The organism is Neorhizobium lilium, from assembly GCF_004053875.1.
In the GTDB taxonomy this organism is placed as follows: Bacteria; Pseudomonadota; Alphaproteobacteria; order Rhizobiales; family Rhizobiaceae; genus Neorhizobium; species Neorhizobium lilii.
Window position 1 is genome coordinate 1,052,899 of sequence record NZ_SBIP01000001.1, and the last position, 15,440, is coordinate 1,068,338.

Annotated in this window: 18 protein-coding genes and 1 pseudogene; 13 read left to right on the plus strand and 6 right to left on the minus strand. The window is 57.8% G+C overall.

Features of this window, described 5'->3' with window-relative positions; genetic code table 11:
- Window positions 1-45 precede the first annotated feature (45 nt).
- Window positions 46-1,065, minus strand: coding sequence for a sugar ABC transporter substrate-binding protein (locus tag EPK99_RS04880; RefSeq protein ID WP_128441610.1), 1,020 nt, complete (start codon window positions 1,063-1,065; stop codon window positions 46-48).
- Between the two features lie 54 nt (window positions 1,066-1,119).
- Window positions 1,120-2,103 carry an ABC transporter permease gene (locus EPK99_RS04885; RefSeq protein WP_128442164.1) on the minus strand — a complete coding sequence of 328 codons (984 nt, stop codon included), beginning with the start codon at window positions 2,101-2,103 and terminating at the stop codon, window positions 1,120-1,122.
- Between the two features lie 423 nt (window positions 2,104-2,526).
- On the opposite strand from EPK99_RS04885, the gene EPK99_RS04890 reads away from it, so the two are divergent.
- The 8 genes and pseudogenes from EPK99_RS04890 to EPK99_RS26050 form a co-directional block, all read left to right on the plus strand.
- Window positions 2,527-3,468, plus strand: coding sequence for a MurR/RpiR family transcriptional regulator (locus EPK99_RS04890; protein ID WP_128441613.1), 942 nt, complete (start codon window positions 2,527-2,529; stop codon window positions 3,466-3,468).
- Entirely contained in the window at window positions 3,461-4,105 is a 645-nt protein-coding gene (locus EPK99_RS04895; protein WP_128442165.1) for a cysteine hydrolase family protein, read from the plus strand. The genes EPK99_RS04890 and EPK99_RS04895 overlap by 8 nt, the downstream gene beginning before the upstream one ends.
- Window positions 4,102-5,421: a glutamine synthetase family protein gene (locus EPK99_RS04900; protein WP_128441615.1), complete on the plus strand. Its 1,320-nt coding sequence runs from the start codon at window positions 4,102-4,104 to the stop codon at window positions 5,419-5,421. Before EPK99_RS04895 ends, EPK99_RS04900 begins: the two co-directional genes overlap by 4 nt.
- Window positions 5,418-6,170, plus strand: coding sequence for an N-formylglutamate amidohydrolase (locus EPK99_RS04905; RefSeq protein WP_164901694.1), 753 nt, complete (start codon window positions 5,418-5,420; stop codon window positions 6,168-6,170). Before EPK99_RS04900 ends, EPK99_RS04905 begins: the two co-directional genes overlap by 4 nt.
- A 60-nt stretch (window positions 6,171-6,230) precedes the next feature.
- On the plus strand, window positions 6,231-6,434 hold the full coding sequence (locus EPK99_RS04910) for an ABC transporter ATP-binding protein C-terminal domain-containing protein (protein WP_245455659.1): 204 nt from the start codon (window positions 6,231-6,233) through the stop codon (window positions 6,432-6,434).
- A 75-nt stretch (window positions 6,435-6,509) separates the two neighbouring features.
- Entirely contained in the window at window positions 6,510-6,797 is a 288-nt protein-coding gene (locus tag EPK99_RS25645) for an ATP-binding cassette domain-containing protein (RefSeq protein ID WP_245455661.1), read from the plus strand.
- A gap of 27 nt (window positions 6,798-6,824) precedes the next feature.
- Entirely contained in the window at window positions 6,825-7,052 is a 228-nt protein-coding gene (locus EPK99_RS25650; RefSeq protein ID WP_245455663.1) for a hypothetical protein, read from the plus strand.
- 29 nt (window positions 7,053-7,081) lie between these two features.
- Window positions 7,082-7,150, plus strand: a pseudogene (locus EPK99_RS26050) (hypothetical protein); the annotation flags it as partial.
- Between the two features lie 298 nt (window positions 7,151-7,448).
- Here EPK99_RS26050 and EPK99_RS04920 read toward each other — a convergent pair.
- The 4 genes from EPK99_RS04920 to EPK99_RS04935 all read right to left on the minus strand — a co-directional run bounded on the left by EPK99_RS04920 (window position 7,449) and on the right by EPK99_RS04935 (window position 12,092).
- Window positions 7,449-7,631, minus strand: coding sequence for a hypothetical protein (locus EPK99_RS04920; protein WP_128441619.1), 183 nt, complete (start codon window positions 7,629-7,631; stop codon window positions 7,449-7,451).
- An 844-nt stretch (window positions 7,632-8,475) separates the two neighbouring features.
- A complete protein-coding gene (locus EPK99_RS04925) occupies window positions 8,476-10,110 on the minus strand; it encodes a GMC family oxidoreductase (protein ID WP_128441626.1) in 1,635 nt (544 codons plus the stop codon).
- A 14-nt stretch (window positions 10,111-10,124) separates the two neighbouring features.
- Window positions 10,125-10,655 (minus strand): sugar dehydrogenase complex small subunit, encoded by a 531-nt coding sequence (locus tag EPK99_RS04930; protein WP_128441628.1) that lies wholly within the window; start codon window positions 10,653-10,655, stop codon window positions 10,125-10,127.
- 39 nt (window positions 10,656-10,694) lie between these two features.
- Complete coding sequence (locus tag EPK99_RS04935) at window positions 10,695-12,092, minus strand: c-type cytochrome (RefSeq protein WP_128441630.1); 1,398 nt, start codon at window positions 12,090-12,092, stop codon at window positions 10,695-10,697.
- 347 nt (window positions 12,093-12,439) lie between these two features.
- Between EPK99_RS04935 and EPK99_RS04940 the strand changes: the two genes are divergently transcribed.
- The 5 genes from EPK99_RS04940 (at window position 12,440) to EPK99_RS25890 (ending at window position 15,210) form a co-directional block, all read left to right on the plus strand.
- Window positions 12,440-13,348, plus strand: a complete 909-nt coding sequence (locus EPK99_RS04940) for a LysR family transcriptional regulator (protein ID WP_128441632.1) — start codon at window positions 12,440-12,442, stop codon at window positions 13,346-13,348.
- A 139-nt stretch (window positions 13,349-13,487) separates the two neighbouring features.
- The gene (alaE, locus tag EPK99_RS26055) at window positions 13,488-13,688 is read left to right on the plus strand and encodes an L-alanine exporter AlaE (protein ID WP_425374176.1); all 201 of its coding nucleotides are present in this window, start codon (window positions 13,488-13,490) and stop codon (window positions 13,686-13,688) included.
- 90 nt (window positions 13,689-13,778) lie between these two features.
- Window positions 13,779-14,105 (plus strand): hypothetical protein, encoded by a 327-nt coding sequence (locus tag EPK99_RS25660; protein WP_245455668.1) that lies wholly within the window; start codon window positions 13,779-13,781, stop codon window positions 14,103-14,105.
- 57 nt (window positions 14,106-14,162) lie between these two features.
- A complete protein-coding gene (locus EPK99_RS25885; protein WP_281033439.1) occupies window positions 14,163-14,702 on the plus strand; it encodes a Tn3 family transposase in 540 nt (179 codons plus the stop codon).
- Window positions 14,695-15,210, plus strand: a complete 516-nt coding sequence (locus tag EPK99_RS25890) for a Tn3 family transposase (protein WP_281033451.1) — start codon at window positions 14,695-14,697, stop codon at window positions 15,208-15,210. The genes EPK99_RS25885 and EPK99_RS25890 overlap by 8 nt, the downstream gene beginning before the upstream one ends.
- The last annotated feature ends 230 nt before the right edge of the window (window positions 15,211-15,440 follow it).

The window sequence follows — 15,440 nt, forward strand, 5'->3', positions numbered from 1 at the left end:
CGCGGAGAAGGTCACGTGTCGTTGTTCAAAGAAGCGGTTCAATTGTTACTTGGCTGCGGTCTGAAGTGACTTGAGGTCCCAGCAGCTGTCTGGCTTCAGATCTGCTTTCGTCGTCGCCTTTTCCAACGTGTAGATGTAGGTTTTCGACGTTCCGGCGGGCTGGCCGCTCTGCAGCAAGAACTTGATGATCGCATTGATGTCACGCGACTGGTGGTGAAGGTCGGTCATCACCACAGCGCCGTAGGTGCCATTCTCGAGGTTGTCGCAATCGGCCGCTTTCTCGCCGCCGCCGGTCGTCACGAGAAACACTTTATCCTGCAATTTCGCGTCACGAATTGCCGCCGCTGCTCCCGTGGCATCGCCATCCCAGAAGTCAATGATGCCGCAAACATCAGGATGCTGCTGAAGCATCGTGGTCGTAACATTCCGCGACGTGGTGGCGTCCCAGTTTGAGTCCGGCTTGGCGACAATCTGGAACTGTGGGTTCTTTTCCATCACCTTCATGATGCCGGCATACTGATAAAGGCTGGAGGCGTTGACCTGGTCACCCTGGACCAGGCCGACTTTCTTCGATGACGTCGGGCCGCAGCCTTTGATGACCGCCTCAGCCTCGAGCTGGCCAAGCCGGTCCCAATCGCTTCCGACGAACGCATCTGCGGCAAAATTTGCGGGATTGTCGATCAGGACGACATAGGTACCGGCCGCCTGCGCCTTCTTCAACAGGCGTGCATACGAGTTGAGGTCCGGCGAATGTACAATCAACACGTCCGGCCTGGTGTCCGAGGAAATGGCTTCGGTGATAGCCTGAGCACCCGCCTCGACACTCCAGTTGGGATCGCGTGTCTCGAAGACGCCACCGAATGCCTCGACTTCCGTCTTGATGTAGCTCGACCATCCCTGAGCGAGATCGAAGCCCATCGCCATTGGAACAAGCATCACCCGCTTGCCTTTCAGCGATTGGGAGTAGGCTGCCGGACCAGGATCTTCCTGCGCAGGCGCAGGCAGAGCCAAGAGAGAGATGGAAAGCGTGGCCGCTGCGGCCAAAAGCATCTTTGCGTATTTCATTGGATTCCTCATTGCTGTTGACGGTTCAGATGTTCGCCTGCGCTGGCTGTATGCTTAGATATCTCCCTGCTGGGCGGTCTGCTCGTCACGTGGGTTCAGAAACCCGTCGATGATGATTGCAGCCAGGAGGATCGTGGACTTGATTAGGTTCTGATAGATCAGCGGAATGTCGATAATCGTCATTGCGTTCAGCATGATGCCGATCAAAGCGGCGCCGTAGAGCACGTTCCGCACGCCACCTTTGCCGCCCGACAACCCTATTCCGCCTATCACCGCAACAAGCACGATGTCGTAGAGCAGGGTCGAATTGACAACACGGGTGTTGATCGAATGAAGGCTTGCGGCAGTCAGGAGACCGGCCATCAGGGATATGACGGCGGAAATGACGTATCGAAGCACTAGCATTGGCCGAATGGGCATTCCCACATTGCGAGCGGCCACGGGATTGTCCCCCGCATAATAAACGTAGCGGCCCCACTTGGTGTATCTTAGGAACAGGAAGACAAGGAATGCCAGGCCTGCAAAGATGAAGACTTCGACAGGTATGTCTAGAAAACGCAATCCACCCAGCGATTGGAGCCAATGGCCACTCGGCACCGGCACCGCGTCCTGGGTGATGAGTTGCGATCGGACAAATCCAAAGACAAACGAGCCACTCGCTAACGTAACGAAAATGGCTGGAACGTCTGCGTAGGCAACCAGAAAGCCGTTTAGCAGGCCGATGCAAAGGACACCGGCCAACACCAGCATTAACGCCGCGCCGTCGGATGAGCCGTCATTCAGCAGTTGAAGGTACCAGGCCACCGACATCGCCATGATTGCGACGGCGGAGAGATCGATGCCGCGCCCGATTATCACGATCGCCATGCCAAGGGCGAGAATCCCCAGAACCGAAATAGAGCGCACAATGGATACGATGTTCTCGGGCGTGAAAAATCCGGGCAGTGCGAAGGACGCCGCCGCAAATATCAAAACGGCAATAGACGCAACGATCTGCTCCTGGCTTAACCTCATCATACGCGATCCACTTGGCTGCATTCGTCCATGTCCCTTCGAGGCACTAAGCTGCAGTGTTTGCGGAACGTCGTCAAAATACGCGTTCTCGAAACCAGCCGTAATCGTAGAACGAATTTCGCCGGACCCGCGCCCGGCTGAAAACACCTATCCGACAGGCCGCGCAAGCACCGGCAGAGCGCCGACCTGTCAGGCACGTCATTGCAGTCTGATTCTGAAAATACGTCGTTCCCGACAGTCTTCGCTGCGTTGGCCTGAGGTTAGGCCTGTCACCTTAATTATGTCAATCGGTTTTCAGTGCCCGATACATCGGCCACAAATGAAAAAATACATTCATAATCATGGCGGCGCGGAGATACCTCCCGGTCTTGGCGATTTTGAAATTATTCTTTCAATTTGCAAATAAATTTGGTATTCTGCATAATCAAATCCAGAGTGGATAGGTCTGTGGCAAGCGACGTAAGAAGGCTGCTGCTCGGTGGCGAACTCAATCTGACCCCGTCGGAGGAGAGGATTGTTCAGATTTTGCTTGCGGATTATCCCGCATCAGGGCTGGGCACGGCAAGCAATCTAGCACGGAAAGCCGGCGTTAGCGATGCAACTGTTGTACGCCTTGCGGTCAAGCTTGGCTTCGAGGGATTTCTCGACCTGCAGCGCAATCTTCTGACTGAAGTGGAAGCCCGCCTACACTCGCCGCTGCTGATGATGGAAACGAAACGGGCGAGCGATTGTGCGCCCGGTATAGCCGAGGAATACCTGCATGCAGTGTCCGAATGTGTGGATAGGACCATCGGTGCAACTCCGGCCAATACGTACGACCGGGTGGCAAGAATCATCACGGAGGCAAAAGGTCGTGTTGGCCTCGTCGGTGGTCGATTCAGTCGCCACATTGCCGGTATGCTTTCGGGTTATCTGTCTCAACTGCGCGCCAATGTGCATGATATCGGCCCATTGACGGCACAGGCTTTCGATACGCTAGTTGAATACGGCAAGCGTGATGTGCTCATCGCATTCGACTATCGCCGCTATCAAAACGACGTTGTGGCATTCGCCAACCAGGCCGCCGAGAGGGGCGCGACGGTCGTCCTTTTTACGGACCAGTGGCTCTCTCCCATATCAGAACGGGCTGAGGTGGTGATCATCTGTCCGCTCGATGTTCCCTCGCCCTACGATACTTTGGCGCCTGCAGTGGCGCAGATCGAAGCGCTCATCGCACAGATTCTGTCTTCACTCGATGACGTCACCCGCCGACGGATTGAGAACGTTGAAGCGATCCGGGCGCGGAATTTGGTGACATTGGACGGCAGAGATGGCGTTCCAGCGAGATCCGAAGCGAACCCCATTCAACCCGGACCAAAAAGAAAGAAAGGTGACGCTTCCAATGCCTGATCAACTTCCTCGCCGAGATGCGCCCTATGTGGCAGGCGAAACGGCGATCCTGCTTGTCGACATGCAGCGCATATGGCTTGAGCCGGGCTTGGACCCTGATCACCCGGAGCGGGGACCGGAGCACTATTTCTATCGCCAGACTGCATCGGTGACGGTACCGAACAACGAGCGGCTCTTGGCTGCGGCGCGTGCCAGCGGAATCGAAGTTGTCCATACGATCATCCAAAGTCTGACCGAGGACGGCAGGGATCGGTCACTCGATCACAAGCTGACCCCCATCCACATTGCGCCAAGTTGTCCCGAGGGACTGCCACTCGAAAACCTTGCTCCAAAGGGCGATGAAATCCTCATCCCCAAGACATCATCAGGCGTCTTCAACTCAACAAATATCGACTACGTTCTCAGAAATATGGGTGTCCGCTACCTCATCATCACGGGCATCATGACCGACCAGTGCGTCGATATGGCCGTGAGGGACGCAGCGGACAAAGGATATCTGGTCACCTGCGTTTCAGATGCCTGCGCAGCAACCACGCAAGAACGGCACGACACCGCACTCAAGGCATTTGGCGGCTATTGCTGGGTTTCAGATACCGAAACAGTGATCCGCCGCCTTGAAATGAGGGCGGCTGCATGAGCGACTACCAATCGCTGACCGGTATTGTCACGACGGACATCGCGGCCGTCACGAGAGGCCGCTTCGTTTCGAGTGAGCGGCTTGAGGCCACGACATCCAGCGGGGTTGGCTGGCTTCAGGCGAACCTCTCGCTGACACCTTTCAATTCCATCGCCAATCCCAATCCGTGGGGATCATCCGGCGATTTGCGCTTGCTCCCCGACGGCGGTGCGCGATATCGAACGACGAAGACCGGCTCCACGACACCCTTCGACCTCATTCACGGAAACCTGGTCGAATTGGACGGTACGCCATGGTCCTGCTGCACGAGAACGATACTTCAAGACGCACTGGCGGATCTCAAGTCTGCGACTGGACTAACGTTAAAAGTCAGTTTCGAGCATGAGTTCCAGATCCTGGACGCGGACCTGCCTGCCGAGCACGTTCTGTCTTTCGCAGGTTTGCGGAGGGCTGATGGCTTTGCCTCACAGGTGGTGTCCGCGCTTGACGAGGCCGGCATATCTCCCGAAGTGATCATCTCGGAGTTTGGAGTTGACCAGTTTGAAGTGACCTATGCGCCCACGGATGGTGTCACAGCGGCAGATCGCGCCGTGGCGCTCAGAGAAATCGTTCGCGAGGTTGCCCGCAACAAGGGATGGCGCGCGACATTCGCACCAAAGACGACGCCGTCCTCTGTTGGCAACGGCGTTCACATCCATTTCAGCCTGATCGGCCCGGACGGAGAGCCCGTGACGTATGATGGGGCGAGAGAGTCAGGCCTTTCCGTTCAGGCTGGCTCGTTCTGCGCCGGGATTCTCAAGCACCTGCCGGCGTTGACCGCTCTCAGCGCCGCCAGCGTTTCTTCCTACTACCGCCTCAAGCCGCACAATTGGAGTTCCTCGTATACCTGGCTTGGTGACAAGGACCGCGAAGCGACCTTGCGGATATGTCCAACTGTGACCCTCGGCGGACGCGATCCGGCTAAGAGCTACAACGTCGAATATCGCGCCGCCGACGCCACAGCCAGTCCATACCTCGCATTGGCTGCAATCGTGAGGGCTGGCCTTGCCGGCCTAACGGATGCGCTGTCCTGTCCTCCGATTTTCTCCGGCGATCCGTCAGCAATGACCGAGCAAGAGCGGCGCGAAAAGGGATTGCGCCGGCTTCCTGAAACTCTCGATCAGGCGCTCATCGCGCTGCAGGAGGATCAGACCGTCACCTCATGGTTCTCGGGACTATTTCTTGAGACTTACATCGGCATGAAGCGCTTCGAACTCAAGATCTTCGAGGGGCTCGATGAAGACGCTGTGTGCGAGCGCTATAGAGCCGTCTATTGACATCCACCCCCGGCATCGACGTTGCGGAATGGCCAGAACCAGTTGAGATCGTCAACGAGGCCGGTCGGTCCGAGATTGTTCTGATCTGTGAGCACGCGTCAAACTACATCCCTCCATCGTTCGATGGCCTCGGGCTGCCAGACGAAGAACTTGTCCGGCACATCGCTTGGGATATCGGTGCGGAGGCCGTGAGCCGCCTGTTGTCAGAGATGCTGGATTCACCGTGCTTCCTCGGGAGATATTCGCGCCTTCTCATCGACCTGAATCGTCCACTCGATAGCCCTACGAGCATCCCTGTCCGATCTGAAAGCACTGCCGTTCCTGGCAATATGGGCATAACCGACGAAAACCGGCAGGTTCGGATCGAGCGGATATTCGAGCCGTTTCAGTCTGCCGTGGAGCAACACCTCGACCAGAGGCTGGCTGAAGGAAGATCGACGAAGATCGTCGCCATCCACTCATTTACGCCGGTCTTCCTGGGCATCAGCCGTCCATGGCATGCAGGCATCTTGTTTGATCGCTCCGCGAAATTTGCGGACAGGACAATCGGACTGCTGTCTGGCGAGACCGGGCTGACGGTTGCAGCGAACGTGCCGTACGTAATCGAGCGCAGCAGCGACTATGCGATACCAATCCACGGCGAGGACCGCGGATTGGAAGCAATCCTCATTGAATTGAGGAACGACCTGCTGGCGACGTCTGACGCCCGGCACGAATGGGCAGAAAGACTCTACCGGGCTCTCGGTTGACCAGACGCGAGCGACCACCAGGCGATCGCGAAAGCGATCGGCGAAACCGACAAGCAGACTGTGGCCGACCTTATCAGGCGGATTTCGGAGCGCGGTGTCACGATCGTCCTGATCGAGCATGTCCTGACGTTTCTGATGAGCTTGTCGCAACAGCTCATGGCTCTTAACCAGGGAAAGGTTCTGGCGGCAGGTGATCCGGACGCGGTCCTTGCCGATCCACGCGTGGTCGAAGCCTACTTCGGCACCAGAAAGCACGACGCATGAGCCAGCGCCTTGATATAACGGGCCTCACAAGCGGCTACGGCCGCATCGACGTTCTGCACGATCTCAGCCTCTCAAATGGGTGCCCATGGCAACGTCGGGCTCTTCGGCCCCAACGGTCACGGCAAGATGACATTGTTGCGAACGGTGTCGGGTCTGATCAAACCCAGCAAGGGGTCCATCGCGTTCAATGGCGTGAAGCTCTCGACGTTAACGCCCCGCGCCATCGTGGAGCTCGGCATCATCCATGTATCACAGGGAAACCGGCTATTTCCGGACCTTATCGTCGGTGAATGTCTATCGCTCGGGAGCTTCACAAAGGCCGCGCTGGAGCTCGATCTGCCAAACTCCACAGTCAGCGACTGAATCTCGGACCTCGAAAAGGCCCTCGGCGTGAGCCTCCTCATTCAAACAACAAGGAAGCTTCATCTTACTGATGCGGGAGAGATATTCTTCAGGAAAGCGGAGGCGGCGGTGGCGGCACTCGTGAGCGCTGGCGAGGAAGCGTCGGTGTTCCAGAAGCGCCCTACAGGCACCCTCAAGATCACGGCGCTCGCAGACTTCGACTTCACTCCTATCTGCGAGGCAGTGACGGAATACACGAAAAATTCCCCGAGGTGAAAGTTGAACTGCTTCTGACGGATCGGCTGGTGGACCTGATAGGCGAGGGCTTCGATATCGCCGTCAGGGCCGGTCCTGTCGGAGATTCGACTTTGAGCGCGAAACCATTGGGTGCAAGCGGACTAATCTTGGTCGCCAACCCCCATTATCTGAAGACTTCACCTGCCATCGCCCACCTCGTCAGCTTCATGCACTATGATCTCGGTTATATCTAGCTGGAGCAGAAGACTTTGCAGACCATCGACAACCCGTTCGGCACGAAGTTGTCACCCATGTCTTAGGACAATCTGTTACCTATGTCTTCGGGTCGGACATAGGCGATCCTTTCGCCTTGAAAGAAGTCGAACCGCCGACCACCGGCGATTAACTGTCTTATGTTCGCCTTAAATCTTCCAATCAGGGCAACTGCTTGCTCTCCGAAATGGCCAGTAGGGGCGGCGCGCAGACCATCCGGTCCTGGAAACCGGGGATGAAATAGCTGCCATTGAGCGCGGGCGACCGCCATGACACGTCCCGAACCCATTCCGGTCCGCCAGTCTTGCTACAGGCTGACCTGGAGGCGAACGTAAGGCTCGTCATTGCCGCCTGCTAAAGCTCGGCCCGGCACTCGCAAGAATGGCGGCCTGCGTGTCCACGATCCGTCCTCCATCGCCGGCCTGGGCGGCCACCCACGCCGGCGCTTCTTTTTCTCACCAAGGAGCAAGGAAATCATAAGACAAGCGTGTGAGCGCTGGCGCGTCGAACGAGCTCATCCACAACAACACGGACGGTGGGGAGTATCACGCGGGTCGCGGGCCACACAGCGTTGAACGGCGATTGCACCTGGCACCGATCCAGCGCTGATCAATCTATTGATGAGAGGTTTCGGCCTTATGCAGAGACCGGTGTCCTCGCAGCTCTTGAAGGAATGCGGACCTTGACCCCTTAATCTAAAATTAGACATGCTAGATCGAGATCGGGCAAAGCCGACAATGACGACGCCCGTCGCATGCCTGATCGGTGCGAAGCGTCTTATTTGGGGCAGGAGCCGTTTATACTGGCTGAGGCCTCGCCCGCTGGATTGCTCGTTGCTCCCTCAGGCCCATGCACACAGTCTGCGTTTAGATGGCTGCCCCCAAGCGAAGGTTTCTCCCCTGCATTGCTGGCACTACCACTAAGCGTTTTCCCGTTCGACTGACCACTGTCAGGCATGCCGTCGGCTGAATTTCCTGAGTTACCCCCGCCGGTCTCAACCGTGCCGCCGGTTAGGCTTCCGCCGTTGGTCTGCGCAAGTGCAGTCCCAAACAGTGCTAGCAGGAAAATGGCTAAGCATGCGATTCTGTTCATCATTTGATTGCTCCATATTTTTGATGAAGACAAGCGAGTCGGGAGCACTACTCCTGGCGGCATGAGCCAAGGAGATAGCAGAACTACCTGCTCCCGCTCAGACTTCCCTGAGCAACTGCTCGGCGATGCGCACGCTTAGGGCGGCGCCGGTTAGGGTCGGGTTCATGCACGAAGCCGAGGGCATCACGCTGGTGCCGGCAATGAACATATTGTGGTGGTCATGCGTGCGGCAATCGCGATCGACGACCGAATCATTCGGATCGTCGCCCATGCGCGTTGTGCCCATCACGTGCTGGCGGTTCTGCCATTTGACGTCAGTAGACAGAACCTCTGCGTCTAGCAGTTGCGCGATCTTGTTGAGATCCTGAAGTCCGCGGTCGCGGCCCGCATTCCAGTAGTCGGTAATGCTGTAATAGAGGCTCGGCACCGGAATGCCGAGCGCATCGAACTTGGTCTTTGACGGAGTAACGCGGTTTTCAGCGAGCGGCAGCGGTTCGAAATCGATCGCCCAGTTGAGCGAGCGGGCTGAATACTTGCGGATCTCGGCGTCGAGCTTTGAACCCAGAATGCCCTTCTTGATGAAGCCTTCGGTCATCTGGGCGGTCGGCACGGTGTTGCGCACCTTGATCTTGTAGCTCGGGTAATCCTTGCGGAATTCGCCGTCGCGCTGGTTGAGATACACCAGCAGCTCAGTCGGGCCTTCGCCCGGCCACATGTCTTCCTTGGTCAGCATGTTCATGCTGATGCCGGTATGGTCCATTAGGTTACGGCCAACCTGGTCGGAAGAATTGGCGATGCCGTTCGGATATTTGGCCGAGGTCGAAATCAGCAGCAGCTTGGCAGATTCGATGCCGTAGGCGGCGAGCACGAAATACTTCGCCGTCAGCTTGTGTTCAGAATTGTCCGGCTTCTTGTACCAAATTCCTGTGATTTTGCCGTCGTCGCCGGCCTCGATCTTGTAGACGACCGAGTTGTCGAGCAGCTTGGCGCCATGGCGCTCAGCCTCGTCGATATGCATCGAGCCGTCATATTTGGCACCGATCGGACAGACCGGATTGCAGTTGTTGTTGCCGGCGCAGACCGGGCGGTTGCCATAGGGACGCGAGGCGCGGCCATGCGGCTCGAGCACCGGATTGAAGCCGCCAACGGCGAGCTTTTCCGCAAGCGTCTCGAACATGTAGCTGGAATTCAGCTGCCTCATCGGGAAGGGCATGGTGCGCGGCGGCATTGGGCCGCCGCCTTGGCCGCTCTCGTCCTGGCCGTCGAGGCCGGTGACACCGAGTTCCAGCTCCGCCTTGTTGTAGAAGGGCTCCAGATCGTCATAGCTGATCGGCCAGTCGCGGCCACGGCCGTAGAGTGACTGCAGCTTAAAGTCGTTGGGGATCATCCGCCACAGAGCCGAGCCGAAATGCCAAGTCGTGCCTCCAACGACGCGCAGGTAGGAGGTGTTGTATTTAATCGGTCCTTCGAACTGAAGATAGTCGCCATAGGTGGACGGCGCATGCGGCAGGCTGGGGAAGGGCGAGCCGGCGCCCTGCAGCTTGGCATTGGCGAGCGAAAGCTTGACCGGCGCGTTGCGGAAGGTCTCGACGATCTCGCGTCGGTCGACCCGCGGTCCGGCTTCCAGAATGATGACCTTCTTGCCGGCTTTGGCAAGATTTGCGGCGACGATGCCGCCCATTACGCCCGAACCGATAACGATCAGGTCCGCATCATATGCGTCATTAGCCATTGTCTCAGTTCCTGTCAGATCTTGCTGTCGGGCTTCGGCCCCCAGGCGTTCGGGCCGGGACCGTAGGTCGGGACGGGGAGAATGCCCTTGGTCGGGCGATACATCAGCGCTTCTTCATAGGTGATGAGTTCCGCATCGGCCGGTTCGCCGACGACGCCGAGATACCATCCGGAGACGATCAGCGTCGCCGTTTTCATCACGTTCGGATCGGTCGGCTTCAGCGCCAGGAAGGCGTCCATATTGGATACGCCCGACTGCCTGATGATCTGCTGCAGAACGGCAATATCGGCGTGTAGCGTCTTACTGCGCTTGGCGAATGCCGCGAGGTAGCGTGCGCCGAGAACCGGGTCGAGCTTGTAGCCTGTCAGGAATTCCGACAGCTGGGTGAAGCTCTGGGCGTCATCATTTGCGGCGGCAGCCGACAGCGACGTGGCGAGTCCGGCAAGTGCCGCCAGCCCGCCGACGGCAACAGTCGCGCGCAGGAGATCACGCCGGTGAAAGGAGTGGCTCATTGCGGAGCCTGAATTGCGAGTGTCGATTGACATGCTGATATCCTCAAGGAGGCAGTCAGGACAGGGATGGGATCAGGCTGTGACCGTGCCACGGCGGCGACGCGCCACGAACAAGGCAAGCACGAGCAGCAGGATGATGACGACAACAACGATGACTGGAACAATGAACGGCGCGACTGCAGCGAGGATCGGCTTTTCGCCACCATCACGAACCCGCACCACATCCGCAGGCGTGACCGTCACCGATGCATTGCCGAAGTGCTGCAGGACATAATTGCTGACGTCGGCGATATCCTTGTCCGACAGCCTGTCGGTGAAGGCAGCGTTCGGACCGAAGGCCGGCATGCCTTTGACTGTACGCGTCAGGCCAAACAGGATCGTCGCGATTAGGTTGTCCGGATTATCGCCGCCGGTTGTGGTGCTGTGAAAGAGCGAAGGATAATGCTTGGTGCCCTCGCCACCAACTTGGTGGCAGGCGGCGCAGGCACCGCTGAACACGTGGAAGCCGTTTTCTTGAATGCTTTGACCCGGCAGGCCGCGCAGGCCGGCTTCCGCTGGCGACGGCGTGCCGAGCGTGTAACGCGGCGAGGCTTCGTCGGATGCGATCGGCTTGGTGTCTTTGAGATAGACGACCAGCGCCTTTAGATCGTCGCCCAGGAGATATTGCAGGCTGTTCTCGACAGCCTCGGCCATCGGGCCAGCGGCCTGGGCCTTGCCGGCCACATGTCCGGTGCTCAGATATTGAACGAGTTCGTCGTCCGACCAGCCGCCGATTCCAGCGATCTTGTCGGAAGTGATGTTGGGCGCATACCAGGAGCCGACCGAGCCGCCAGCCAACGATTTGGTTCCGATTTCCGCCATCAGGTCGTTGCGCGGCGTGTGGCAGGTGCCGCAATGTCCGAGTGCCTCGGCGAGATAGGCGCCGCGATTCCATTCCGAGGACTTCGACGCATCCGGCTTAAATTCACCCTTATCGAGAAACAGCACGTTCCAAGCTGCCATGGAGGCGCGAATGTTAAACGGAAAGGGCAAAGCGGTCTTCTGCGGCGCTGTGTCGACTGCTTTGACCTCATGCATGAAATAGGCGTAGAGCGCCTCCGTGTCCTCGTCCGAGATTTTCGCGTAGGCCGTGAAAGGCATGGCCGGGTAGAGATGGGTGCCGTCCTTGGCGATACCTTCGCGCACAGCCCGGGCAAAGTCCTGCTCGCTATAGTCGCCGATGCCGTTCGCCTTGGATGGCGTAATGTTGGTCGAGAAGATTGCGCCGAGTGGCGATTCGATGGCATAGCCACCGGCAAAAGGCTGGCCGCCATGCGGAGCAGTATGACAGGCGGCACAATCGGCGGCCATCGCTAGATACCGGCCGCGAGCGATCAGATTGAATGAGGCGCTGGGCGCATCCTGAGCGAGGGCAAAACCTATGGTGCCGATCAACGCCCAGAGACAGAGTAATGTCTGGCGTAGCGGCATGCGAAGATCTCTAAAAACAGCGCGTCGGTTCGGCTGCGGAACGGTCGGAGGAGGCGTAGGCATTGGACCCGGGCTTTCACGAAGCATGAAACGTTAGGGCCAGACCCAGCTTCTCCTCCACGAGCAAGGCTGATCCGCATCGCCGCGAACCACCGCGGCACATCAAACTGCCGTCATACCCAAAGCACTGCCCCGCGAAAAGACTGTGATCTAGGATTCCAATAAGGAACACTGAAGCGTGCCTGCCGATGTACCGCGACTGCGACTTGTTTCCGCTCTTAGCGTCTAGCCGGCACGAATGAATATCAGTATGTCGTAGAGGCTGACTTCATGGAATGTGAAAACTCATGTACAAGTTCGACCTGATTGATCTGAAAATTTTCGTGGCTGCTGTTGATCGTGGAAGCCTTTCCGCCGCTGCCGCTGCAAATAACATCGTCGTGGCCGCCGTAAGTACACGGCTTAAACGGCTGGAGAAGGCGTTCAACCTTGAGCTTTTTGAACGTACTGGACGCGGCATCCGGCCGACGCTGGCGGGCGACATGTTCGCAAGGCAAGCTCGCAAAGTGCTTGACGACGCCCGGAGGATCGATGTGGAACTTGATGCTTTTGCCGAAGGACACAGTGGCACAGTTCGGCTCCTATCAAACACAAACATGCTCTCCGAACATATGCCCCAAGCCCTCGGGCCGTTCCTGCAGCAGAATCCCGACATCTTCCTCTCGGTAAAAGACAAGCCAAGCCATGAGGTCGTCAATCTTCTGAAAGACGGCGAAGCGGACATCGGCATCGTAGCTGCTTCAGCGGATATGTCCGAACTCCAACGTTGGAGATTTGTGTCCGACCGGCTAGTACTTATCGTTCCGACGAACGTCCTAATGGAAGGCCCAACGTCTTTCTCATCGATCCTCGACTATCCGGTAATAGCGCTTCAGGAAAAGGTAGCGCTGTCTCAATTTCTGCGACGTCTTGCCAACGAACTCGGGCGGCGACCCAACATTCGCTTCCGGTGCGAAAGCTTCGAAGCACTGTGCCACATGGTTTCATTTGGCGCCGGCGTTGGCATTGTTCCAGAGAGCGCTGCTGAGCGTTACGGCCAACGGATGGCGTTCCAAACGTTTGCCATTGTCGATGCTTGGGCTGAACGTGAACTTTACATCTGCGTACGCAATGAAGCGCAACTTCCAGGTTTCGCAAGAAAGCTACTTGAGCATCTGCTTATCTACGTTCACGAGTATAACCTGCGACCGGCTTAGTGATTCAAGAATGCTGGGACTGGCGATGAGACAGTCGCCTGATCTTCTCCAACGGTAGCGTCCGCAGGCAGGCGATTCTGGCGGCCCTTTTACTGGCATTCATCACGCCGTTTGCGGTGATCAGTCCGATATCGCAGGAATAACTTGGGAGCAGTTCTTTCATGCCCGTCTCATCGGAGAGGTCCTGATGGTTCCGGTAGAGCGGCCTTACGGCATGTGGCGCGACTGGATGATGCGCCATGCGAAGGAAACACGAATTTCTCAACTTCTATGGGACAGCGGGACGCTGATGAGCTTTCAGGTGCCGATTTACGCTGTACGCTGCGATCGTCGCGCTTAGCGGAGCCACCTGCGGGATGCCTTCCGATCCGGTGACATCTGGCTCGACCTTTCGCGCCGGTATGGCGATCTCAAACAGGTATTGGTGCCGATGATTGCAGCACAAGCTAACACCAGACTGGCGGTGCCCCTCGATCCGCAGGTATGGCTTACTGATCGAAAGGCTCGGCTTGCCGATGCCCTGAAGAGACTTGCACGCGCCACGCGCGACGGAACCATCCCTCGTGGCAGCATCGAGGATGGAACGTTGCGGATCGACCGGCTGACGGCTGACGTTCCAGACAGTGCCGAGGAACTGATTCTCGATCTCTATCGCCGGATGCCGCCAGTTAGGATCACCAACATCTTGTTGGAGGTTGATACTACGCTCGGCTTTACCGAGGCCTTCACCCATCTGAGACCGGGCTCCATGCGGTGACCAGGTCGGCCTGCTCAATGTCCTGCTCGTAGAAGGCTCAACCTGGGACTGCGGAAGATGGCGGAGGCCACAAACACGTATGATTATCGGCAGCTATCGCGCCTTGCCCGGTGGCATGTCGAAAGTGACGCAATGGACCAGGCGCTGGCGATCGTGGTGGCCGCGCAAGCAAAACTGCCGATGTCCCGGTTCTGGGGCATGGGAACGACCTCATCGAGCGATGGCCAGTTGTTCCCTTCGGCCCGGCAGGGCGAGGCGATGAACATGGTCAACGCCAATTATGGCAACGAACCCGGCCTCAACGCTTACACTCACGTCAACGACCAGTTCGTGCCGTTCGCGTCACAGACTATTCCCGCGACAGTCAGCGAGGCGCCATACATCCTCGACGGTCTGCTGATAAATGAGGCCGGTCGTAAGGTTAGCGAGCAATATGCAGATACGGCCGGCTTTACCGATCAACTGTTCGGTACCAGCGGCATGCTCGGATACGCCTTGTCTTGCGCATCCACGATTTACCTTCGAAGCGTCTTCACGTGTTCAATCCCGGAGGGACACCCAAGGATTTGCGCAACTGGTCGGTGGCAAGATCCGTGAGGAATTGATCATCACGAACTGGCCCGACCTGTTCCGCTGCGCCGCGACCATGGCTTCCGGCAAGATCAAGCCGAGCCAGTTGCTCCGTAAGCTCGCCTCCTATCCACGCCAGAACGATCTGGCGGTTGCGCTGCGTGAGGTCGGCCGCGTGGAGTGGACACTCTTTATTGTAGAGTGGATCCTCGACACGGACATGCAGCGGCGTGCCCAGATCGGCCTTAACAAGGGCGGGGCCCACCATGCTCTCAAGAATGCGCTGCGTATCGGCCGCCAGGGCGACATCCGTGACCGAACCACCGAAGGCCAACATACGGGATCGCCGGACTCAACCTGCTCACCGCAATCATCATCTACTGGAACACCCTCCATCTCCGGTCATACAGTCGCAGAGCGCCGGAATGAAGGGCTTGATGTGGCGCCCGAACTTCTGGCGCATATCTCTCCGCTGGGTTGGGCGCACATATTACTGACCGGTGAATACCTCTGGCCCAAGGAAGCAACGGCTTAGAGTGTCATTCCGCCCCCAGCCGGAACCTACCCCTTAACGCCGTCGAGTGTCGTCGGGCGGACGTTACCAGTCATCGAAACCGCGATCCAATCAATAGCGCGACAGTAAGCCTCGAGTCGGACAGACCTGCGGAATCGAAGACGAGTTGACAGCAGAACTGAAAAATACTCTCGGTCCGGGCTTGGATGCTATTGTCCGATGGCTCAAGGCTGTCGACATAATCCGCAGCA

Coding starts and splice junctions, on each gene's coding strand:
- EPK99_RS04920 (WP_128441619.1), bottom strand. CDS start 7,631: ATGACGAGCCTTACGTTCGCCTCCAGGTCAGCCTGTAGCAAGACTGGC.
- EPK99_RS04925 (WP_128441626.1), bottom strand. CDS start 10,110: ATGGCTAATGACGCATATGATGCGGACCTGATCGTTATCGGTTCGGGC.
- EPK99_RS04885 (WP_128442164.1), bottom strand. CDS start 2,103: ATGCAGCCAAGTGGATCGCGTATGATGAGGTTAAGCCAGGAGCAGATC.
- EPK99_RS04930 (WP_128441628.1), bottom strand. CDS start 10,655: ATGTCAATCGACACTCGCAATTCAGGCTCCGCAATGAGCCACTCCTTT.
- EPK99_RS04940 (WP_128441632.1), top strand. CDS start 12,440: ATGTACAAGTTCGACCTGATTGATCTGAAAATTTTCGTGGCTGCTGTT.
- EPK99_RS25885 (WP_281033439.1), top strand. CDS start 14,163: ATGGCGGAGGCCACAAACACGTATGATTATCGGCAGCTATCGCGCCTT.
- EPK99_RS25660 (WP_245455668.1), top strand. CDS start 13,779: ATGATTGCAGCACAAGCTAACACCAGACTGGCGGTGCCCCTCGATCCG.
- EPK99_RS04900 (WP_128441615.1), top strand. CDS start 4,102: ATGAGCGACTACCAATCGCTGACCGGTATTGTCACGACGGACATCGCG.
- EPK99_RS04935 (WP_128441630.1), bottom strand. CDS start 12,092: ATGCCGCTACGCCAGACATTACTCTGTCTCTGGGCGTTGATCGGCACC.
- EPK99_RS04880 (WP_128441610.1), bottom strand. CDS start 1,065: ATGAAATACGCAAAGATGCTTTTGGCCGCAGCGGCCACGCTTTCCATC.
- EPK99_RS04895 (WP_128442165.1), top strand. CDS start 3,461: ATGCCTGATCAACTTCCTCGCCGAGATGCGCCCTATGTGGCAGGCGAA.
- EPK99_RS25645 (WP_245455661.1), top strand. CDS start 6,510: ATGGGTGCCCATGGCAACGTCGGGCTCTTCGGCCCCAACGGTCACGGC.